17 protein-coding genes and 1 pseudogene are annotated in these 22,595 nt (G+C 56.8%); 13 read left to right on the plus strand and 5 right to left on the minus strand.

What is annotated here, in order from left to right; translation table 11 throughout:
- Positions 1-293: 293 nt before the first annotated feature.
- From dppA to dppF, 5 genes are all read left to right on the plus strand, one after another.
- Positions 294-1,901 (plus strand): dipeptide ABC transporter periplasmic-binding protein DppA, encoded by a 1,608-nt coding sequence (gene dppA / locus WN53_RS09070; RefSeq protein WP_024484210.1) that lies wholly within the window; start codon positions 294-296, stop codon positions 1,899-1,901.
- 162 nt (positions 1,902-2,063) lie between these two features.
- Entirely contained in the window at positions 2,064-3,083 is a 1,020-nt protein-coding gene (dppB, locus tag WN53_RS09075) for a dipeptide ABC transporter permease DppB (protein WP_037411866.1), read from the plus strand.
- Positions 3,084-3,094: 11 nt separating this feature from the next.
- On the plus strand, positions 3,095-3,997 hold the full coding sequence (gene dppC, locus WN53_RS09080) for a dipeptide ABC transporter permease DppC (protein ID WP_024484208.1): 903 nt from the start codon (positions 3,095-3,097) through the stop codon (positions 3,995-3,997).
- A gap of 14 nt (positions 3,998-4,011) precedes the next feature.
- Positions 4,012-4,992 carry a dipeptide ABC transporter ATP-binding protein gene (dppD, locus tag WN53_RS09085; protein WP_024484207.1) on the plus strand — a complete coding sequence of 327 codons (981 nt, stop codon included), beginning with the start codon at positions 4,012-4,014 and terminating at the stop codon, positions 4,990-4,992.
- A complete protein-coding gene (gene dppF, locus WN53_RS09090; protein ID WP_024484206.1) occupies positions 4,989-5,978 on the plus strand; it encodes a dipeptide ABC transporter ATP-binding subunit DppF in 990 nt (329 codons plus the stop codon). The genes dppD and dppF overlap by 4 nt, the downstream gene beginning before the upstream one ends.
- A gap of 191 nt (positions 5,979-6,169) precedes the next feature.
- Here the strand turns inward: dppF and WN53_RS28925 are convergent.
- Positions 6,170-6,292 (minus strand): annotated as a pseudogene (locus tag WN53_RS28925) (helix-turn-helix domain-containing transcriptional regulator); the annotation flags it as partial.
- A 153-nt stretch (positions 6,293-6,445) separates the two neighbouring features.
- Here WN53_RS28925 and WN53_RS28625 point away from each other — a divergent pair.
- Together WN53_RS28625 and WN53_RS09100 are read left to right on the plus strand one after the other, a co-directional pair.
- A complete protein-coding gene (locus tag WN53_RS28625; RefSeq protein ID WP_099049905.1) occupies positions 6,446-6,748 on the plus strand; it encodes a hypothetical protein in 303 nt (100 codons plus the stop codon).
- Between the two features lie 160 nt (positions 6,749-6,908).
- Positions 6,909-7,541 (plus strand): RES family NAD+ phosphorylase, encoded by a 633-nt coding sequence (locus tag WN53_RS09100; protein ID WP_080660681.1) that lies wholly within the window; start codon positions 6,909-6,911, stop codon positions 7,539-7,541.
- A gap of 37 nt (positions 7,542-7,578) precedes the next feature.
- Here WN53_RS09100 and WN53_RS09105 read toward each other — a convergent pair whose 3' ends face one another.
- The 4 genes from WN53_RS09105 to bcsE all read right to left on the minus strand — a co-directional run bounded on the left by WN53_RS09105 (position 7,579) and on the right by bcsE (position 11,832).
- Positions 7,579-8,253, minus strand: coding sequence for a hypothetical protein (locus tag WN53_RS09105; protein WP_024484204.1), 675 nt, complete (start codon positions 8,251-8,253; stop codon positions 7,579-7,581).
- 164 nt (positions 8,254-8,417) lie between these two features.
- On the minus strand, positions 8,418-10,073 hold the full coding sequence (gene bcsG / locus WN53_RS09110; RefSeq protein ID WP_024484203.1) for a cellulose biosynthesis protein BcsG: 1,656 nt from the start codon (positions 10,071-10,073) through the stop codon (positions 8,418-8,420).
- Between the two features lie 2 nt (positions 10,074-10,075).
- Complete coding sequence (bcsF, locus tag WN53_RS09115) at positions 10,076-10,273, minus strand: cellulose biosynthesis protein BcsF (protein ID WP_037411860.1); 198 nt, start codon at positions 10,271-10,273, stop codon at positions 10,076-10,078.
- A complete protein-coding gene (bcsE, locus tag WN53_RS09120) occupies positions 10,270-11,832 on the minus strand; it encodes a cellulose biosynthesis protein BcsE (RefSeq protein WP_024484202.1) in 1,563 nt (520 codons plus the stop codon). Before bcsE ends, bcsF begins: the two co-directional genes overlap by 4 nt.
- Positions 11,833-12,026: 194 nt before the next feature.
- Here bcsE and bcsR point away from each other — a divergent pair, with 194 nt between their 5' ends.
- The 6 genes from bcsR (at position 12,027) to bcsC (ending at position 22,509) form a co-directional block, all read left to right on the plus strand.
- A complete protein-coding gene (gene bcsR / locus WN53_RS09125) occupies positions 12,027-12,221 on the plus strand; it encodes a cellulose biosynthesis protein BcsR (RefSeq protein WP_024484201.1) in 195 nt (64 codons plus the stop codon).
- 3 nt (positions 12,222-12,224) lie between these two features.
- Entirely contained in the window at positions 12,225-12,962 is a 738-nt protein-coding gene (gene bcsQ / locus WN53_RS09130; protein WP_024484200.1) for a cellulose biosynthesis protein BcsQ, read from the plus strand.
- Complete coding sequence (gene bcsA, locus WN53_RS09135) at positions 12,959-15,562, plus strand: UDP-forming cellulose synthase catalytic subunit (RefSeq protein ID WP_024484199.1); 2,604 nt, start codon at positions 12,959-12,961, stop codon at positions 15,560-15,562. Before bcsQ ends, bcsA begins: the two co-directional genes overlap by 4 nt.
- 61 nt (positions 15,563-15,623) lie before the next feature.
- Positions 15,624-17,933, plus strand: coding sequence for a cellulose biosynthesis cyclic di-GMP-binding regulatory protein BcsB (gene bcsB, locus WN53_RS09140; RefSeq protein WP_024484198.1), 2,310 nt, complete (start codon positions 15,624-15,626; stop codon positions 17,931-17,933).
- An 8-nt stretch (positions 17,934-17,941) separates the two neighbouring features.
- Positions 17,942-19,054, plus strand: coding sequence for a cellulose synthase complex periplasmic endoglucanase BcsZ (bcsZ, locus tag WN53_RS09145; protein ID WP_024484197.1), 1,113 nt, complete (start codon positions 17,942-17,944; stop codon positions 19,052-19,054).
- Positions 19,036-22,509 carry a cellulose synthase complex outer membrane protein BcsC gene (gene bcsC / locus WN53_RS09150; protein ID WP_024484196.1) on the plus strand — a complete coding sequence of 1,158 codons (3,474 nt, stop codon included), beginning with the start codon at positions 19,036-19,038 and terminating at the stop codon, positions 22,507-22,509. The genes bcsZ and bcsC overlap by 19 nt, the downstream gene beginning before the upstream one ends.
- Positions 22,510-22,595 lie beyond the last annotated feature (86 nt).

Consider the following 22,595-nt stretch of genomic DNA (forward strand, 5'->3'; position numbering starts at 1 on the left):
GCTGAAAGGTTTTTTTTATGTTTGCTTGCTGTTTCTCACAGTCTATGTAAATCCCTACTGGTTATATTGACGGCACCCCAAACAGTTGGCAATTTGGTACCCTCAGGGATAAGAGTGAGAGGTGTATGAGTGGAATTCACTCGCTCAAACGCCCTGCCGTGATGCGTTCCATCCGGCATTCTCGCGCTTTTATTCCTCCTGCCTTCGGGCACTGACCGCACAGGCCGCGTAACAAAAAATATTAGGCTCTGGCGGTAATACACACACACCACATCACATACGGAGCACTAGCGATGACAAGTTCCTTGGGCAAATCAGGGATTCTGAAATTCGGTATCGGCCTGATTGCGCTGACCGTTGCGGCCAGCGTGCAGGCAAAGACGCTGGTTTACTGTTCTGAAGGTTCTCCTGAAGGGTTCAACCCGCAGTTGTTCACCTCCGGCACCACCTATGATGCCAGCTCAGTGCCAATCTATAACCGTCTGGTTGAGTTCAAACTGGGTACCACCGAACTGGAACCCGGCCTGGCAGAGAAGTGGGACGTCAGCGAAGACGGTAAAACCTATACCTTCCACCTGCGCAAAGGCGTGAAGTGGCAGGACAGCAAAAATTTCAAACCTACCCGTGATTTCAATGCCGACGACGTGGTGTACTCCTTCATGCGTCAGCTCGATGCAAACCACCCTTACCACAAGGTTTCTGGCGGCAGCTATGAATACTTCCAGGGTATGGGCATGCAGGACCTGATCAGCAAAGTCGAGAAAGTGGACGACAACACCGTACGCTTCACGCTGACCCGTCCAGAAGCGCCATTCCTGGCTGACCTGGGCATGGACTTCGCTTCCATCCTGTCTGCAGAATATGCCGACAAGATGATGAAAGCCGGTACGCCAGAGAAAGTGGACCTGAACCCAGTGGGTACCGGGCCGTTCCAACTGTTGCAGTACCAGAAAGACTCCAAAATCCTCTACAAGGCCTTTGACGGCTTCTGGGGTACCAAGCCGAAGATCGATCGCCTGGTGTTCTCCATCACGCCAGACGCCTCTGTGCGTTACGCCAAACTGCAGAAAAACGAGTGCCAGGTCATGCCGTACCCGAACCCGGCAGACATCGCTCGTATGAAGCAGGACAAAACCATCAACCTGATGGAACAGCCTGGCCTGAACGTCGGCTACCTGTCGTTCAACACCGAGAAGAAGCCGCTGGATAACGTGAAGGTGCGTCAGGCACTGACCATGGCGGTGAACAAGCAGGCCATCGTGGATGCGGTGTATCAGGGGGCGGGTCAACCTGCCAAGAACCTGATCCCACCAACCATGTGGGGCTATAACGACGAGATCAAAGATTACGCTTACGATCCGGTCAAGGCCAAAGAGCTGCTGAAAGAAGCGGGCATGCCAGATGGCTTCTCCATCGATCTGTGGGCGATGCCGGTACAGCGTCCGTATAACCCGAACGCACGTCGTATGGCTGAGATGATCCAGTCCGACTGGGCGAAAATTGGCGTCAATGCCAAGATCGTTACCTACGAGTGGGGCGAGTACCTCAAGCGTGCCAAAGACGGTGAGCATCAGACGGTGATGATGGGTTGGACCGGTGACAATGGGGATCCAGACAACTTCTTCGCCACGCTGTTTAGCTGTGCGGCCGCCAAAGATGGTTCCAACTATTCCCGTTGGTGCTACAAGCCGTTTGAGGATCTGATCCAACCGGCCCGTTCTGAAGCGAACCACGACAAACGCGTAGAACTCTACAAGCAGGCTCAGGTAGTGATGCACGATCAGGCTCCGGCATTGATTGTTGCCCACTCCACCGTTTATGAGCCAGTGCGTAAAGAAGTGAAGGGCTATGTGGTCGATCCGCTTGGTAAACATCACTTTGAGAACGTTTCTCTGGACTAAGCCTACCAAGGCGGGTTGAAGGACAGGGATACTTAATCTGCAGGGGCGCAATACGTTGCGCCCCTGCATTCCCGTCCCCAGAAGAATGTCGTGAAGCGTGTGAGTTTTAATAAGCCTGGCGGACGATGAGCTGCCGGGCACTTTATACAGAGAGTTCGGGATATGTTGCAGTTCATACTCCGACGTTTGGGGTTAGTTATCCCAACGTTTATCGGCATAACGTTGCTGACTTTTGCATTCGTCCATATGATCCCCGGCGATCCGGTGACCATTATGGCCGGGGAACGCGGGATCTCCGCAGAGCGCCATGCCCAACTCATGGCAGAGATGGGGCTGGATAAACCGCTCTATCAACAATACTTCAATTACGTCACCAACGTGCTGCATGGCGATTTGGGGACGTCCCTCAAGAGCCGTATCTCCGTGTGGGAAGAGTTTGTGCCGCGCTTTAAGGCCACCCTGGAACTGGGCCTGTGCGCGATGCTCTTCGCGGTGATTGTCGGTATCCCGGTGGGGGTGCTGGCGGCCGTCAGGCGAGGTTCGGTGTTTGACCATACCGCCGTGGGTATCTCCCTGACCGGTTATTCCATGCCGATCTTCTGGTGGGGCATGATGCTGATCATGCTGGTTTCGGTACAGCTCAACCTCACGCCCGTATCGGGGCGAATAAGCGATACGGTCTTCCTCGATGACAGCCTGCCGCTGACCGGCTTTATGCTGATCGACACCCTGATCTGGGGTGAGCCGGGTGATTTCATCGACGCCGTGATGCATATGATCCTGCCCGCCATCGTATTGGGCACCATCCCGCTGGCGGTTATCGTGCGTATGACCCGCTCCTCCATGCTGGAAGTGCTGGGTGAAGACTATATCCGTACCGCGCGCGCCAAGGGTGTGAGCCGTATGCGGGTGATCGTGGTACACGCATTGCGTAACGCCTTGCTGCCGGTGGTGACGGTGATCGGCCTACAAGTTGGCACCATGCTGGCCGGGGCGATCCTGACCGAAACCATCTTCTCCTGGCCGGGGCTTGGCCGCTGGCTGATGGATGCGTTGCAACGCCGTGATTACCCGGTTGTTCAGGGCGGCGTATTGCTGGTCGCCTGTATGATTATTCTGGTTAACCTGCTGGTAGACGTGCTCTACGGCGTGGTCAACCCGCGTATTCGCCACAAGAAATAAGGGGCGCTCTGATGTCTCAAATTACCGAGTCTGTAGTGAAAGGTGCGCCGAAGCCAATGACCCCGTTCCAGGAGTTTTGGCACTATTTCAAGCGCAACAAAGGGGCCGTGGTTGGCCTGGTTTATATCGTTATCATGCTGGTGGTTGCAGTGGGGGCCGGGTTCCTGGCTCCACATGCGCCTGCCGAACAGTTCCGTGATGCCCTGCTTAGGCCGCCGGTCTGGGAGACGGGTGGCAGCTGGAAGTTTATTCTGGGTACCGACGATGTCGGCCGTGATGTGCTGTCGCGTCTGATGTACGGTGCCAGGCTCTCGCTGTTGGTCGGCTGCCTGGTGGTGGTGCTTTCGCTGGTGATGGGCGTGGTATTCGGCCTGTTGGCCGGTTATTTCGGCGGCGTAGTCGATGCCATTATCATGCGCGTGGTCGATATCATGCTGGCACTGCCAAGCCTGCTTTTGGCGTTGGTGCTGGTGGCGGTGTTTGGGCCCTCGATCGTTAACGCCTCGCTGGCGCTGACCTTCGTTGCTTTGCCGCACTATGTCCGCTTGACCCGCGCTGCGGTACTGGTGGAAGTGAACCGCGATTACGTGACGGCTTCCCGCGTGGCGGGGGCTGGGGCGGCGCGTCAGATGTTCGTCAATATCCTGCCAAACTGCCTGGCACCACTGATCGTGCAGGCTTCTCTCGGTTTCTCGAACGCCATTCTGGATATGGCCGCTCTCGGCTTCCTGGGTATGGGTGCGCAACCGCCAACGCCGGAGTGGGGCACCATGCTCTCCGACGTACTGCAGTTCGCGCAAAGTGCCTGGTGGGTTGTGACCTTCCCAGGGGTGGCCATTCTGCTGACGGTTTTGGCCTTTAACCTGATGGGGGACGGCTTGCGTGATGCTCTCGACCCCAAACTCAAGCAGTAACAGAGGAAGAGAGAATGGCGTTATTAAATGTAGACAAGCTTTCGGTGCACTTCGGTGACGAAGGTGCGCCGTTCCGCGCGGTAGACCGAATCAGCTACAGCGTAGAACAGGGGCAGGTGGTTGGCATCGTCGGCGAATCCGGCTCTGGTAAATCCGTCAGCTCGCTGGCGATCATGGGATTGATCGATTATCCCGGCAAGGTGATGGCTGACAAGCTGGAGTTCAACGGCCAGGATCTGCGGAAAATCTCGGAAAAAGAGCGCCGCCAGCTGGTGGGCTCCGAAGTCGCGATGATCTTCCAGGATCCGATGACCAGCCTGAACCCGTGCTATACCGTCGGTTTCCAGATTATGGAAGCGCTGAAGGTGCATCAGGGCGGTAACCGCCGCACTCGTCGCCAACGCGCTATCGATCTGCTCAATCAGGTAGGCATTCCCGATCCGGCCTCACGGCTGGACGTTTACCCTCATCAGCTTTCCGGCGGGATGAGCCAGCGTGTGATGATCGCCATGGCGATCGCCTGCCGGCCCAAGCTGCTGATTGCGGATGAACCGACGACCGCGCTCGACGTGACCATTCAGGCCCAGATCATTGAGCTACTGCTCGAGCTGCAACAGCGCGAAAATATGGCACTGCTGCTGATCACCCACGATCTGGCGCTGGTGGCGGAAGCGGCACACCACATCATCGTGATGTATGCCGGGCAGGTAGTGGAATCTGGCAAGGCGGTAGAAATTTTCCGTTCGCCGCGCCACCCGTACACCCAGGCACTGCTGCGCGCATTGCCGGAGTTTGCTACCGACAAGGCGCGTTTGGCCTCGCTGCCTGGCGTGGTGCCGGGCAAGTACGATCGGCCACAAGGCTGCTTGCTGAATCCGCGTTGCCCGTATGCAACCCAACACTGTCGCGAAGAAGAGCCGGAACTGCGCAGCATTCCCGGCCGTCAGGTTAAATGTCACACACCGCTGGATGATGCGGGGAGGCCGACCGTATGAGCCAGAATCACCCTTTATTGCAGGCCATTGACCTGAAAAAACACTACCCGGTCAAGAAGGGGCTGTTTGCCCCGGAACGACTGGTGAAGGCGCTGGACGGGGTTTCCTTTACCCTTGAGCGTGGTAAAACCCTGGCAGTGGTTGGGGAGTCTGGCTGTGGCAAGTCCACGCTGGGCCGCCTGCTGACCATGATCGAAATCCCTACCGGCGGTGAGCTGTACTATCAGGGGCAAGATCTGCTTAAGCCGGACGTGACGGCAGAGAAGCTGCGCCGCCAGAAGATCCAGATCGTGTTCCAGAATCCTTACGGATCGCTTAACCCTCGTAAGAAGGTGGGGCAGATCCTCGAGGAGCCGCTGTTGATCAACACCTCGTTGAGCAGCGCCGAACGGCGTGAGAAAGCGCTGGAGATGATGGCGAAGGTCGGCCTGAAAACCGAACATTACGACCGTTATCCGCATATGTTCTCCGGTGGCCAGCGGCAACGTATCGCCATTGCGCGTGGGCTGATGCTCAACCCGGACGTGGTGATTGCCGATGAGCCAGTCTCTGCGCTGGACGTGTCCGTGCGTGCGCAGGTGCTGAACCTGATGATGGATCTGCAACAGGATCTGGGGCTGTCTTACGTGTTCATCTCCCACGATCTGTCAGTGGTGGAGCACATTGCTGATGAAGTGATGGTGATGTACCTTGGCCGCTGTGTGGAGAAGGGCAGTAAAGACGCCATCTTCAATAACCCGCGCCATCCGTACACTCAGGCACTGCTGTCCGCTACGCCGCGCCTGAACCCGGATATGCGCCGGGAGCGCATCAAGCTGACCGGTGAACTGCCAAGCCCGATGAACCCACCACCGGGCTGTGCATTCAACGCCCGCTGCCGCTGTGCCTTTGGCACCTGCACCCAGCTGCAACCGCAGCTCAAGCAGTATGGTGATCAGCAGGTGGCGTGTTTTGCCGTCGACCAGGATGAAGCTGCGGGGTCTTGAGGACGTTCACCGAGCGATCGGCATAGGGGCGCAGCATGCAGCGCCCCTACGGTCGAACATGTGCGGCCCCGGCTAATCCAGCAACATTGCCACTCTATCTTCAATCAGACGCCGGTAGCGATACCGGCGTTTTTTATTGTGGTGCTCCAGGCTCACCGCGTAGGGGCGCTGCATGCTGCGCCCGTTAACCTCTAGGCGCGAAGTGGTGTTAAGCGCACACCGGCAGCACGGGTAATTTCGGTCAGTGTTTTGATAGTCGGATTACCTTCAGCAGACAACACCCGGTAAATGTTTTGGCGGGCAAGGCCTGAGCGACCGCCATTGGTATCAATCTGATGTGACACATCCAATAATTATGTAGAACATGAGGTTGGCTATGCTGCTTCCATTGCGTACTTATCGTTGGTTTGGTAATAATAGTCTCTTTCGCACAATGCAGTTACGCCAGAATTCAGGGAGTGAATGGCATGAAAGACATTATTGTGTTACTCGTTGTCGGTATTGTGTGTTTTTTGTTGATTGTTGCCAGGTTACGTAGTGGGATCACTTTAAAAAATACGCCCTTTTATTGTTTATGTGTATCCATTATTTCAATCTTAGAGATAACCGACGCCATTTATGTCCCTTATTCATACCGTCATAACGCTTTATATAATAATGATGAATGGTTCCCCTACGATTATTATTATATTGCGACATGGGGAGTGGCATTGGCGACAGCGTTTTTCTTATTGGTCCACTCATTTTTAACGCGTAAGTCGTCGCGCTAACACCAATACTATATTTTTCGAACTTGGCATTGCTAACAATATGATTAATATTGAAATAACTTTGAGTGTGAGTGGCGTGAACCAACAAGAGTTCCCATGTTTACGATCCCCCAATGCAGATTTCAAAAGCATGCTAGCTCAATGTTTACCAAGGTAGGTAATGATGATTATCGAATATGAGGGTAATTTACATGATCGCCTAACAAAAATTATGGACCTGGAAGACCAGGGCAAGCTGCGGGTAACGAAACTTATCGCCGCGGGGGCGGGTTATTACAAATTGCAGGATCAGTATTATGGCGGAAAAGGTGTCTTTTTTAACCCCAATAGCGAAAACCGTTTCTCATTGCCCGATAAGTCTAAATGGCCGATGTATCTGGCTGAGTCGCCTCATACCGCATGTAGTGAGTTCTATCAGAATGAGGAATTCATTGACCGTTCGGATTATACAACGAACTGTATGGTGGAAATCTCGGTGCAAAAGCCGCTGAAGGTCTTTGACGAAACTCGGCTGGCTCCGCATTTGAGGATCTCCGTCGGGGATTTGATGGGGCCAAGATCTGTCTACATTTTCACCCAAAAACTGTCGAAAGCGCTGGCTGATCATGCAGACGGACTAGAGTATTTGTCCCGGCATAATGGGCAGCCCTGTGTGGTACTTTGGTCCGATAAACTCGATGGGGGTGGGATATTGTTAACGACATCAGTGACTAGACTGAGTAAGTATGAACACCAGGGAAAAACCGCCAGGCAGATCCTCAAGTCCGAATGTAACTTACGGATCACAGGATAAATCAGGGGAAGCAGTGCCAAGTATGACTGGCACCGCATTAAACCGAGTTGTTGGTTCCGAAGTTGTCCGCCAGAATGCGCAGATGCGCCATTTCTTGCTCTGTAGCGCCCCGCCGTAATATATCCAGCACTGTAGTCTTTTCTGCGCAACCGGGCATCTCAATTTTTCGGGTGAAGAAGTTGCATTTACGTACGCTGCTTACATTATGCGTTATCCGTGCCAGTAACTCCTGTAAGCCTTTCAACATCCCATTATCACTAAATCTTTCATCGATAGAAAACTGAAATACTGGATACAATTTTTCGGCACCCCACTCTAATACAATGAGTTTATTGTGTTTTCCGTATTTATGAATAGTGGGAACCGATAACCCCAGCAGTCCTTTGACGGTCGTGGATTTATGGACACCGCCGTATTTTTCCAGGCTATTTAAAAATGCCAGCCTAGCTTCGGCATATTCTTCCTGCTCGTTTTTTTCCACGTTGGTGTTGTTTATCACCGACTGGGTGAGCGCCAGAATTTTCAGTTCTGACCAAAATTCACCATCGGACAGAGTGAGTAGTGACAGCAGCTTCTCTCCCTCTACGCTAGTGAGTGCGTCGACAAATTTTTTGCCGACGTTTTCTAGGCGTGTCTGGATCAGTGCTTTTTCGGTGTGCTCGGGGTTGAACCGGTGAGCACGAGTGCTTTTGTTCATGGCCATTGTCGTCATGATGACCTCGCCCCAGGTTTTTAAGATTTACATAATGTGATGATAGATTAAATCTTAAATACGAGCAAGTTTTGAACATTCACAAAGCGGAGGATAATTGACGGCAAATCTAGCCAAACAAAGAAGAGCCTCTAGTCGCAAAACATAAAGGCTCCCTTCACCAGTTACTGGGGATAAGGCACCCAGTCCCCACCATTAAGCCGAATATACGCCTTGCCCTGATACTGCATCACGATGGCATTGTCATTCTCAGAGATCACTGCAGTCTGCGGCAGGTTCTGAGTCAGCACTTGCCAGTCGACGCTTGGCGCAGTAAACACCTTGCCGTCCACCAACCGCGAGACTAGCTCGGACAGCGCCAGATAGCTGCTTGGCGTTTTAATGTCTACCGGGCTGCCCTGATGCGGGGCCTGCATACCAACCAGTTTTATACCCACCGGCGTATGGGTAATGTTCAGGCTTGGGATATCCCGCAGGCCAGACATCTGCATTTTGTCGCCCGCCAGTGCCGCACCGTGCTCCGGCACGATCACCACCATCACCTTACGCCCGGATTTCTGTAGCTCATCGAGGAAGGTGTTCAGCTGATCGAAGAGTTGCTGTGCCCGGGGCTGGTAATCGGCGGTCTTTTTGCCACCCACAAAGCGGTTGCCGTCATGCAGTGGGATCAGGTTAAAGAAGGTCGCGGTGCGAGCATCACCTTCTTTTTTCTGTAGATCGAGCCAACGGTTGAGCAGTTGCAGATCGTTGTAGATCGGTTCACCGTCGAATGAAGCCAGCTCATTGCCGATCCCAGCCTGCGACATCAGCGGAGCCTGCATATCACCTTGTTCACGCAGCTCTTTCAGGAAGTCACCAAACACGCCGGAGTGGTCCAGCATCAGCTGCTCTTTGAAGCCTAGTTTAGCCAGGTTATCAAACAGGTAGCACTGCTGATTGGCGGGCTGATACAGATCATGATGCGAAGGCTGGCCGCAGCTGGCGCGTAACAGGCGGATAGCCGCCGGGCCGCTGTACGCGGTGGCCGAGTTAAAGTTGGTGAACATAATGTCCATCTTGGCCCACAGCGGATGGTTACGCAGATTGACGGCGTCCAGATCGGCCCAGGCCAACGAGCAGATGTTGATGATCAGCACGTCAAACGGCTGGGCATCGGCGGGTAAGGCTGCCGGGAAGGTGGTCGCCCGGGCTTTTTCCTGCTGGTAGAACTGTTCCAGGTAGGCCGTGAGGTTGGCGTTGGTCGGTGGGCCATTGGCCGCAGGCAGATTGCCGCCTGGTGTCGTCGCCGTGGCCGGTGTTGACGGGGTATCCGTCACCGCTGCGGTGTTGGTGGCAGGCAGCAAGGAGACCGCTGGGCCAGCAATATTGACCACGTTCAACCACACCAATGCCGCCACGGTAAACACCGTGATGCGTATCCATTGGGCCAGGAACAGGTAGGCAATCAGCAGCACGAAGGCGGCGCCAATCATCTGCCAGTTGATAAAGCGGTTAATCAACTCCAGCAGGTAATCCGCGCTGAAACCGGTGAGCTGCGAGCCCTGGCTAAGGATGCTGTTAATCCCCGGCAGCCAGGTGTCGTGGTAGAACAAACCGATACCGATAGGAATGGCGATCAGGTGACGCCAACGGTGCCAGCGCGGCGACGGGATCGGCATCAGTAAAAAGGCCATAAACACCAGGTTGGGCAGCGCATGGAAGTTCAGATAGCCGAACCACAGCAGGCCGAACTTGGCCAGGAAATAGAAGTTCCAGCCGCCAAGACCGCGCCAGTATCGCCATAAAGTATTGTCAGGCTGCGTTTTTTTATCGTCACTCATGGTTATTTTTTACGCTTGATTTGAGAGGTGGAACCTGTGCGCACCCATAGCCCTGCCGACTTTAAATAGCGCGGTGATAACAACAAATTCTGCCAAGATCGCTGCCAGTTGGGGAAACGGCGATGCAGCAGGTATCCCGTAGGGATAAACACTATGGCGCACAGGATCACCAGTTGCACGATATCGTCGAGTGCGTTCATGGCTGTTCCTCCTGCCCGAGGCTCATCAGAGTGAAGGGAATGGGTTCCCGGCGTTCGGTCTGGTGCTCCGTTTCTACGGCGTGGGTTGTGACAGCGGCCGATGGCAGCTTGCTGGTGGGGAGCGAAAACTCGATATGCTGCCGCAACAACCTGATTTTATCGATAATATCCACATCCTGATGCCACACCACCCGATTACTGAACGCCTCGCCAACGGGCAGGCGGAAGACGAATTTCAGTGCGGTATCCAGATCGTTAATCCGGCAGGTGGAAAGGAACAGGAACAGCCGATTCTGCGCCACGGTCATGATGTCGCCAAAACGCCGCAAATGGCACAGCGTCATCGACTGGCGGGCGCTCAACCCCGGTGCTGGACGCAGGGCGACCATCACCCCTTTGCCATCTTCCGGCAACAGCGTATTTTCCATCAGCGAAGTTACTGCCCGGCTGAATTCCTCCAGCGGCAGGTAGCCTTTCAGTTGCAGTGGCCGCAGCCCGGCGAGCAGGTTATCGATATCCTCTGGGACATGGCGCGACAGCCGCTGGCCCTGGATACCTTCCAGCATGGTCAAAAAATTGGAAAGCGGTGCCACGTGGGGCACGATCAGATTGGCACCGCAGGCCAGTAGCAGGCGTTCGTCGCTGTAGCGCAGGCTGGCGCTCATCTCGCGTACCACAATCTTCAGCCCGTCGCCCCTGCTGCGGCGCAGGCTATGGATCTGATGGGCCAACTCGTCAATTTCGTCACTTTGATATAGGGCGAAGATCAGCGTGGCGGCGATGGTCAACATGCCACGCTGCATCAACTTGGTATTGTTCTCAAACAGTTGCCAACTGGCCGACAGCGGTGGGGCGCCCTCGAGAATGCGTTGTTCCGCCAGGCACAGGCTCTCGTCGTTGCGTTCCGGGGTAGGGGAGGGTTGGTTGCTGTCGTCCGCCCCTTGCCAGCCTTCGGGGCCTTCGGTCAGGGTGAACAACTGATTGGCATTGATGCCGTTTGCCGTGCTCCACCAGTGCACCAGATACTGGGCACTGCCTTGCAGCCCCTGCAGGCTGGCCAGGCCGTTGAGAATGCGGTGCTCGGCGGCTAGCTGGCCTTTGAGTTTACTCACGCCACTGCCGTGGCTGAGTATCACCAGCGTGCACTGCCGCTGGTGTAACCATTGGCCGAGTTGAGCGGCCCAGTTGCGTAATTCATCGCTGGTAAAGGTTTGCCACAGGCTGGCGTGGGCCAACAGGATCAGTAAGCGGTTGCTGGGTTTTAGCTCACGCATCAGATCGTCGGCCAAATGCAGCAGCGCCGCCTTTTTTTCTGGCAGGCTATATAAAGGAAACTTTTTAATCGCAGGGGAAAGAGGCGTTGCCAATAAGGTGTCTACCTGATTGCCGCTACAAATCAGTGCCAACTGGCTATTTTCTTCCTGTGCGGCGATGATCTGCCGGCAAAACAGGTTGGCATCGTTCTGGCGATCGATATTCACCCAATAAAAACCTGGGGATTGCATAGCCGACAATTCTTGCCAAATCCGTCGGATACCTAGTGAAAAAGAGTTCGCCATAGATTTATTCTACTTTTGTTGAAAGTGGCGTAGACCAAACCCGATCTGGTCACTTTAAAAGCGTAATGTCAGAGTTAGCATAGCAAATCTAGCCATTAGAGGGATAATACCCGTTAAGATTCATCTTATTGGCCCAATTTTTTCCGAACGTTGCTATAGTCATTTAACATTAGCCTATTTTATGAGGCGGCAAGATGAATAATGATGCGTTAAGAGGGCTTCGGGAGAAAGCACCAGTAGAACTTCAGGACGATCTGCAGGCCTTGAGCCGCGCTTTTTCGTTGCCCAAGTTAAACTACATTGATATTTCACGCCAGGAACGGCTCACACAGATGATGGTCCGCTGGCCGCTGTTGGCGGAGTTGGCCAACAAGACGGGGAGTGTTTAAGTCATGCCGGTCATTGCACTGCAAGGGATTCGGGGCGGTATTGGCACCACGTCAATCACTGCGGCGTTAGCCTGGGCGCTACAGCAACTGGGCGAGTCGGTACTGGTAATTGACCTGTCACCGGACAACCTGCTGCGATTACACTTTAATATGCCCTTCGAACTGAACCGGGGCTGGGCTCGTGCAGAGCTGGATGGCACCGGTTGGCCGCAAGGGGCAATGCGTTACGGCAAAAAACTCGATTTTCTGCCGTTTGGCCGGTTAAGCGCGGCCGAACGGGTAAAAATACGGCAGCAACAGAGTGATACCCCACAACGTTGGCATGATTTTCTGGCTCAGTTGCGTGCTTCAGGACAGTATCGCTGGATCCTGCTGGATATCCCGGCAGGTGATGGCCCCCAGATTGAACAACAGTTGGCGCTGGCCGACCAGGTTTTCCTGCTGCTTAACCCCGATGCCAATTGCCATGCGCGCCTGCATCAGCAACCGTTGCCTGCGGGCTGCCACCTGCTGATAAATCACTACTCCTCGGCCAGCCCGTTGCAACAAGATCTGCATCAGCTGTGGCTGGAAACGCTGGCAGGCCTGTTGCCGCTGGTGATCCATCGTGATGAAGCGCTGGCGGAAGCGATGGCGGCCAAGCAGCCGTTGGGAGAGTATCGGCCGGAAAGTTTGGCGGCCGACGAAGTGCTGACTCTGGCCAACTGGTGTCTGCTCAATCTGCAGGAAGCCGAGGGATGAGCAGGGTATTGAGCCTGCTGCTGGTGCCTCCCGTTCACCGGGCGGTAAAACAACGCTACCGCGCTTATCGCCGTGCGGGAACTCCGGCATTTACCGCTGGCCTCACGACCCTGATGGTGGCCATCGGCTGGCTGTTGCTGCGGTTTGAGTCCCCGAGCTGGCAAAAGGTGCAGGCAGGCCAAAGCTATTGGTTCCCCCATATTTCCCCCCATCGCCCACGCCCGGCAGACACGCTGCGTTATTTGTTGCAGGGTTTTTGGCTGCTGGTGACCCACAGCGGCCCGGCCCCGATGGGGCGCTCCTACTTTGCCGGCTGGCACCGTTTGCAACTGCGCTATGCCAACTGGTTGCAGAGTTTACCGCAGCGTTTACAAGGGGCCGGTATGGAGGAACAGACGGTACAGCGCCTCAACCGGATGAATCACCGGGTACGGCGGGTGCTGTTTATTATTGCTGGCCTATTGGCCGGGCCGCTGGCTCTGCTGTGTATTTCTCAGCCCTTTGAACTGCCCGCCCAGTTTATTTTTGTGCTGCTGCTGTGGTGTATTGCCATGGTGGTGCGGCGTATTCCTGGCCGGTTACCCAGCCTGATGCTGATTGTGCTGTCGCTGACCGTTTCCTGCCGTTATTTATGGTGGCGCTATACCTCAACGCTGAACTGGGACGATCCGCTCAGCCTGACCTGCGGCCTGCTGTTGCTGGCGGCGGAAACCTATGCCTGGGTAGTGCTGGTGCTGGGCTACTTCCAAACCGTGTGGCCGTTGAACCGCCAGCCGGTGCCGATGCCTGTCGACAGCAGCACCTGGCCGACCGTCGATCTGATGGTGCCTACCTACAACGAAGATCTGGGCGTGGTGAAACCCACCATCTATGCGGCGCTGGGCATCGACTGGCCAAAAGATAAAATCAATATCTACATTCTCGACGACGGTAACCGGCCAGAGTTTAAAGCCTTTGCCGCAGAGGTCGGGGTGAAGTACATCGCCCGGCCGACCCATGAACACGCCAAAGCGGGCAATATCAACCATGCGCTCAAGCATGCTAGCGGTGATTTTGTTGCCATCTTCGACTGCGATCACGTCCCCACGCGTTCTTTCCTGCAACTGACCATGGGCTGGTTCTTCAAAGACAAGAAGCTGGCGATGCTGCAAACGCCGCACCACTTCTTCTCGCCCGATCCGTTTGAGCGCAATCTGGGGCGTTTTCGTCAGACGCCGAACGAAGGCACCCTGTTCTATGGGCTGGTGCAGGACGGCAATGATATGTGGGATGCCACTTTCTTCTGCGGCTCCTGCGCCATCTTACGCCGTACGGCATTAGATGAGATCGGCGGTATCGCGGTGGAAACGGTAACCGAAGATGCCCATACCTCGCTGCGTCTGCACCGCCTTGGCCACACCTCGGCCTATATCCGTATTCCGCAGGCCGCCGGGCTGGCAACGGAAAGCCTGTCTGCCCATATCGGCCAGCGTATTCGTTGGGCGCGCGGCATGGTGCAGATCTTCAGGTTGGATAACCCGTTACTGGGCAAAGGGCTGAAGTTTGCCCAGCGCCTGTGCTATGCCAACGCCATGCTGCACTTCCTGTCCGGTATTCCGCGCCTGATCTTCCTGACCGCACCGCTGGCGTTTTTGTTGATGCATGCTTACATCATCTTTGCGCCAGCCTTGGCGATTGCGCTGTATGTGCTGCCCCACATGATCCACGCCAGCCTGACCAACTCACGTATTCAGGGCAAATACCGCCACTCCTTCTGGAGTGAAATCTACGAAACCGTGCTGGCCTGGTATATCGCCCGGCCTACCACCGTGGCTTTGTTCAACCCGCACAAAGGCAAGTTCAACGTCACCGCCAAAGGCGGGCTGGTTACGCAAGAGCATGTCGATTGGGTGATCACCCGGCCTTACCTGCTGTTGGTGATACTCAATCTGGCTGGCCTGGGTTTTGGCGTGTGGCGCTTTTTCTACGGCCCGGCGGACGAGATGATGACGGTGGTGATCAGCCTGATTTGGGTGATCTACAACATGACCATCCTCGGTGGAGCGGTGGCCGTGGCGGTGGAGGCCAAGCAGGTACGGCAGTCGCATCGCGTGGAGATCGCCATGCCTGCGGCGGTAGCCCGGGCTGACGGACATCTGTTCCCCTGTACGCTGCGTGATTACTCCGATGGTGGCGTGGGTATCGAAATGCGCGTACCAGATCAGTTGCAAGAGCATGATCAGATAGCACTGCTGCTTAAACGTGGCCAGCAGGAGTTCAGCTTCCCTTGCGTGGTGACGCGATCCCATGGCCGCTCGGTGGGGGTCCGTTTGGTCAAACTCTCGACCCGCCAACATATCGACTTTATTCAATGCACCTTTGCTCGGGCGGATACCTGGGCACTGTGGCAAGACGGATTCCCGGAAGACCGGCCGGTGGACAGCCTGCGGGACGTACTGATGCTAGGTTTTCACGGCTACCGGCGCATGGCGGACTATGCGCCGCCAACGATGCGCAAGATCCTGGTCGGCCTGACCTCGCTGGCTACCTGGATCCTGTCATTTATTCCGCATGGCGTAGGAAGAGGCCGCGCTCCAACGGCCCCAGAGACGGTGGCATAGGCTGCGTGTCGCAACCGCCCGTTCGCATGCCCTGCGAACCGGCCCAAAAGATGATGATACGATGACGAGAAAAATAAACTGGTTTACCGCGCTGGCCTTAGGCATCAGTAGCTTATCTCAGGCGGAAACGGCCCCCACTCCAGCGGCTGGCGTGACTCCGCCTGCGAGCACCGTGGCCGACGCTCCGGTCACCGTACCCATGGGAGTGGCGGTGCCGCAAGCACCCGATGCGCCGGTGCGTGATGTAAAACTGCCGTTTACCGAGGTGGCTCCACCGCCTGGCACCTTTATCCTGCGTGGCACCCGCCCAGAAGGCCAGATCGAGTTTGGCGTGCGCAGTGACGAGGTGGTTTCGCAGGCGCTGTTGGATCTGGAGTTTACCCCTTCGCCGTCGCTGATCCCGGTGGAGTCGCACGTCAAGATCTACCTCAACGATGAGTTGATGGGCGTCACCACCATCACCAAAGAGCAGTTGGGTAAGCCTAATCGTGTCCAGTTGCCGATCGATCCGCGCTATATCACCGATTTTAACCGCATTCGCTTGGTGTTTGTCGGCCATTACCAGAACATCTGTGAGAACCCGGCCAACAGCACGCTGTGGCTGGACGTCAGCAAATCCAGTTCGCTGAGCCTGCGTTACCAGACTCTGCCGGTGAAAAATGAGCTTTCCCACTTCCCGGAACCCTTCTTTGACAGCCGCGACGATCGGCCATTAACGCTGCCGATGGTGTTTGCCGGGCAGCCGGATCTGGAACAACAACGGGCGGCGGGGATTTTGGCCTCCTGGTTCGGCACTCAGGCGCAGTGGCGTGGTCAGTCCTTCCCGACGTTGTTTAACCGCTTGCCGAGCCAGCACGCCATCGTGTTTGCCACCAACAAACAGCGGCCGGATTTCCTGAAGGATTACCCGGCGGTCAACGGGCCGACGGTGGAGATGATTAGCCACCCGGAAAACCCCTATGTGAAGCTGTTGTTGGTGCAGGGCCGTGATGATAACGACCTGATCACGGCGGTGAAGGGCATCGCGCAGGGTAATATCCTGTTCCGTGGCCAGAATCTGAGTGTGGATAAGGTTGAGCAGTTGGCCGTTCGCCAGCCGTACGATGCGCCAAACTGGGTGCGCACCGATCGGGCGATGAAGTTCAGCGAACTCCAGCAATATGCTGAGCAGTTGCAGACTAACGGCGTCGAACCCGGGCCGATCTCACTGTCGATGAATCTGCCGCCGGATCTGTTCCTGATCCACAGCACCGGCATCGATATGCAGCTGAAATACCGCTACACCTCGCCGCGTATTGAGGATGGTTCCCGCCTGAGCATCAGCCTGAACAATCAGTTTGTGCAGTCCTATGCCCTGGTGCCGGAGCATGAGAAGGGTGCACAGCTGTTGCGTCTGCCGCTGGCTCAGGGACTGCTTGATTCCGACAGGGCGGTCAACATCCCGGCGCTGAAATTGGGGGCCACCAACCAGCTGCGCTTTGACTTCGATTACACCACGCTGCTGGCCAGCGGTGCCGAAGGGCGTTGCGAAACCTATTCTTTGGTGCCGAACCATGCGGTGATCGACGGCAACTCCACCATCGATTTCTCCGGCTATCGTCACTTTATCACCATGCCCGATCTGCGTGCCTTCTCCAACGCCGGTTTCCCTTTCAGCCGCCTGGCGGATCTGTCGCAAACGCTGGTGCTGGTGAACAAACAACCTCAGCCCGCCCAGGTGAGCGCCTTGCTCAACGCCATGGGTAACATGGGGGCGCAAACCGGCTATCCGGCGCTGGCTTTCTCGCTGTCCGATGACTGGTCACAGGCCAAGGATAAGGACGCCGATATCCTGTTGATCGGCACCATCCCACCGGAGCTGCGTGATGACAAGAAAATCAACCTGCTGGTAGAAGCGACGCTAAGCTGGGTGAAAATGCCGATGCGCCAACTGCCGCTGCCGAGTATGGATGTGCAGCAGGATGACGCTACACCAGACAGCAAAACCACCATCAGCTCGGAAGGGGCGATGGCGGCGGTGGTCGGTGTGCAGTCCCCGTTCCATGATCAGCGCAGCATTGTGGCCCTGCTGGCGGACAGCCCGCGGGGTTATGAACTGTTGAATAATGCGCAGCTAGACAGCGGCAAGCGTGCGGCGATGTTTGGTTCGGTGGCCGTGATCCGTGAGTCCGGCGTCGATAGCCTGCGTGTGGGGGATGTTTACTACGTCGGCCACCTGCCGTGGTGGGAACGTATCTGGTATGCGTTATCGACGCATCCGCTGCTGCTGGGGGCGATAGCCGCGCTGGTGGTGGTGATGGTGGCCCTGTTGCTGCGGCGTGGTCTGAAGGCCTTTAGCCGTCGTCGTCTGTCACCGGAAGATCGGGATTAATTGCCATGATGGGGATCTGCCTGCGCCGCCTGCTGCCTGGCCTGATGCTGCTGTGTGCGTTCAACACGGCGGCAACCTGTGATTGGCCTGCCTGGCAGCAGTACCAACAGTTTTATCTCAGCGAGGAAGGGCGGGTGATCGATCCCAGCAGCCCGAAGCGCATCACCACGTCCGAAGGGCAGAGCTATGGGATGTTCTTCGCGCTGGTGGCCAACGATCGGCCTGCCTTCGATAAGCTGTTGGCGTGGACGGAGAACAATCTCGCCTCTGGCGACCTGAGCGCACATCTGCCGGCCTGGCTGTGGGGGCAGGACGATAACAAAGCCTGGAAGGTGCTGGACAGCAACTCGGCTGCCGATGCGGATCTGTGGATCGCTTACAACCTGCTAGAGGCGGGGCGGCTGTGGCAAAGCCGCCGCTATCAAACATTGGGCACGCTGTTGTTACAACGGATTGGCCGTGAAGAGGTGGCGAATATCCCCGGTTTGGGTCTGGTGCTGCTGCCGGGCAAGATGGGTTTTGTGGCCGAGGATCGCTGGCGCTTAAACCCCAGCTATTTACCGCCGCAGTTGCTGGCCCGCTTTGCCCAATTGAACGGGCCGTGGCAAGCGATGCAGAAAACCAGCCAACGGTTATTGCTGGAAACGGCTCCGCAAGGATTTTCCCCAGACTGGGCCGAGTGGCAATCGGGCAAAGGTTGGCAGCCCGATCCCGTCAAACCCAATATCGGCAGCTATGACGCCATTCGCGTCTATCTTTGGGCTGGGATGTTGGCGGACGACGATCCCCATAAAGCGGCGCTGGTGAAGCAGTTCCAACCGATGGTGCGCCTCACCGCTCAGCTTGGCGCGGTGCCGGAGAAGGCCGATACCGCCAGCGGGAAAACCAACGGTACGGGCCCGGTAGGCTTCTCCGCCGCGCTGTTGCCGCTGCTGGCTGCACAACCCGATGCCCTGGCGGTGCAACGCCAACGTATTCAGGATAACCCTCTGGGTAATGATGCTTATTTCAGCGCCTCTTTGCTGCTGTTCGGCCAGGGATGGGATCAGCAACGCTATCGTTTCAATCGTCAGGGTGAACTTCAACCCGCCTGGGGTAGCCAATGCGCAACTTCACATTAGGCTGGCTAAGCCTGCTTCCTTTAAGCCTGGCTCTGTTGCCACAGGCGCAGAGTGCCGAGAGCGTAGCCCCGGAGCAATGGCTACTGGAGCAGGTGCGCATCGGCGAAGCCAGCAACAAAGATGAGCTGGTGCGTCAATCGCTGTATCGCCTTGAGCTGATGGACCCGAATAACCCTGACGTGATAGCGGCGCGTATGCGCCTGGCCCTGCGGCAGGGGAATCAGGTTTTGGCGCAGCAACAGCTGGATAAGCTGAAGGGGGTGGCACCGCAATCGCCGGTGTTCCGCCAGGCAGAAATGAACATGCTACTGACCCAGCCGGAAACCCGCCAGAAGCTGCAACAGGCACGCCTGATGGCGGCCGCAGGGCGCTTGCCTGAGGCAAAAGCTCAGTACGATGAGCTGTTCCACGGCAATCTGCCAACGCTCGATCTGGCGGTGGAGTATTGGCGTCTGGTGGCCAGGCTACCCGGCCAGGAATCAGCAGCGACACAGCAACTACAGGCGCTGGATCGGCAATATCCCGGCAACATCACGCTGCGCATGGCGCTGGCGCGGATGCTGTTCAGCCAGGATCGCGACGCTCAGGCCTATGAGCTGTTACAGCAAGTGGCGGCCGATCCCGCAGGCCGCAGCTCTGCGGCGGATTTGTGGTTGGAACAGGTCAAAGCGTTGCCGGTCAGCCCGCAGAGCGTGGCGGCGTTGAACCGCTTCCTCGGCGTGTTTGAAAGCGGTGAGCAGGCGCTTGGCGCGCAGCAGGAACTGGCCCGCCAGCGGACGCTGTTGGCCGATCCGGCCTATCGCGCGCGCATGACCGGGCTGGCGCAGGTGAATAAAGGCGGCGGTCGTGCGGCAATCCCGGAACTGAAAAAAGCGCTATCGAGTGCGCCTAATGATGCCGAAGTGTTGGGTGCGCTTGGCCTGGCCTATTCCCGCGCCGGCAACCGGCAGCAGGCGTTGAGCCTGTTCCAACAGGCGCAGAAGGCGGACAAGGATAACTACGACAGCAGCAAATGGCAGAGCCTGATCAAAACCACCCGTTACTGGCTGGCGATCGATGCGGGCGACAAGGCGTTAAAGGCCAATAACCTGCCGTTGGCGCAGCAACAGTACCAGCAGGCACGGCAGATTGATAACGGCGACAGCGATGCGTTGATCGGCCTGGGCGACGTTGCCGTAGCCCGTAAGGATGATGCCGCCGCCGAGCGCTATTATCAGCAGGCTCTGCGCCTGGATCCGGCCAGCGGTAGCGCGATGCGGGGCTTGGTGAATATCTACCAGCGGCAGTCGCCACAAAAAGCGCTGGCCTACCTTAATGGTCTGCCTCGTGGGCAACAGAACAAGCTACGCAGCACCCTCGACGGGCTGCAACTGGATATGCTCAAACAGCAGGCCGACGAACTGGCTCAGCGCCAGCAGTGGCCAGAGGCGGCGGAAAAGTACCGGCAGGCGCACCAGAAGGATCCTGATGACGTCTGGCTGACCTATCACTATGCGCAAACGTTGCGTCAGGCCGGGCAACCGCAGCAGGCCGACGTGCTGATGCGTCAACTGGCCGCGAAGAAGTCCGGCGATCCGCAGCAGGTTTACGCCTATGCGCTGTATCTGGCTGGCAGCGATCGTGATAACCAGGCGTTGGCCCAATTGAATACATTGCCCAAAGCGCAGTGGAACGACGGGATGCGTGAGATGGCCCAGCGTTTGCAGATGCAGGCCACGCTCGATCATGCCGAACGGCTCCGAACTGCCGGTGATGAACCCGCAGCAATCGCCTATCTGCGCCAGCAGCCCCCGGCAACGCGCATCGACCTGACCTTGGCCGACTGGGCGCTGGAGCGGGGAGAGTATGACGAGGCGTTGGCGGATTATCAGCGGGTGCGTGCGCGTGAGCCGAATAATCCGGATGCGCGTTTGGGGGAGATTGAAGCCTATGTGGCGCAAGGCCAACTGAGCGAGGCCCGCCAACGGCTGCAAACGGCACCAGCGCAACCGGATGAGTCGATCAACGGCCAGCGCCGTGTTGCCAATGCCTGGACGGCAGTGGGCGAACCGCAGAAAGCGACCGATATTTTCAAACAGTTAAAAGTGGCCGCCCAGCAAGAGCCGCCGGGGCAGGGCAAAGCCTTGGTGTATCGTGATGCTGCCAGGCTGGAACAAAAGCAGTTGCAACCGCAACCGGCGCAGCAGGATTATCGCCAGGCGATGGTGGCCAGCGGCATTGCGCCAACGGTACCTGAGGATAATGACGGTTATACCCGTCTGACCCGCAATAACGCGACGGATGACTGGCTAAAACGCGGCATTCGCTCCGATGCCGCCGATCTCTATCGCCAACAGGACGTCAGAGTCACGCTTGATCACGACTACTGGCGTTCGAGCGGCACCGGTGGCATCTCGGATTATCAGGCGCATGACACCATGTTGCAGGTGGATATGCCGCTGTATGACGGCCGGGCGTTCCTGCGTACCGACACCGTCCAACTGAACGCGGGCAGTTTCTCGACGGATAATAACGGCAAGTACTTCGAAACCTTTGGCACCTGTAACACGCAGGGTTGCCGCGGTGACGAACGGCAAAAAACCACCGGCACCAGCGTGGCGGCCGGTTGGGCCAACGACCATTGGCAAACCGATATCGGCACCACCCCGATGGGATTTGAAGTGGTGGACTGGGTCGGCGGCGTGGCCTATAGCGGTGACTGGAACCATATCGGTTGGACGCTGGGCGCCTCGCGGCGGCCGATTACCAGCTCGCTGTTGGCCTTCGGCGGGACTCGGGATCCGAACACCGGCACTACCTGGGGCGGCGTGCGTGCTACCGGTATCAACCTGAGCGCCAGCTACGATCGCGGTGAAGCCAACGGCGTGTGGGCCGATCTCAGTGCTCATCAGCTTACCGGCCAGAATGTCGAGGATAACCAGCGCCAGCGCTTGATGGCCGGTTATTACTATAAGGTGATAAACGAAGATAACCGCCGCGCCACCGTTGGGCTGAGCACCATGCTCTGGCACTATCAGAAGGACTTGAGCGGTTACTCTCTTGGGCAGGGGGGTTATTACAGCCCGCAGCAATATGTTTCGCTGGCGGTGCCGGTGAACTATCGCCAGCGCACGGAAAACTGGTCGTGGGAAGTGGGGGGCTCGGTGTCGATTTCGCACTCGAAAACCAACGATGAAAAACGCTATCCCCTGCAAGGACTGATCCCAGATTCTCTGCCAGACAAGGACGCGGTGGAAAGCGGTGGCTCCTCCTCCGGCGTAGGTTATACGCTGCGAGCCCTGATCGAACGCCGCCTCAGTTCCCATTGGACGCTGGGGGCCGGCATTGATATTCAACAGGCTAAAGACTATACCCCGAGCCATGCGTTGATTTATCTGCGTTATTCGCTCGCCGGTTGGCAGGGCGATCTCGATCTGCCACCGCAGCCGCTGACGCCGTACGCCGACTTCAAGTAACGTGAAATTGGTCGATTCGTGGTGTCGCCCACAGGGTAGTTTTGCTACCCTGTGGCTATTCCGGCTAGGATAATACCGAAACCCGC

Source organism: Serratia fonticola (assembly GCF_001006005.1).
Lineage (GTDB): Bacteria > Pseudomonadota > Gammaproteobacteria > Enterobacterales > Enterobacteriaceae > Chania > Chania fonticola.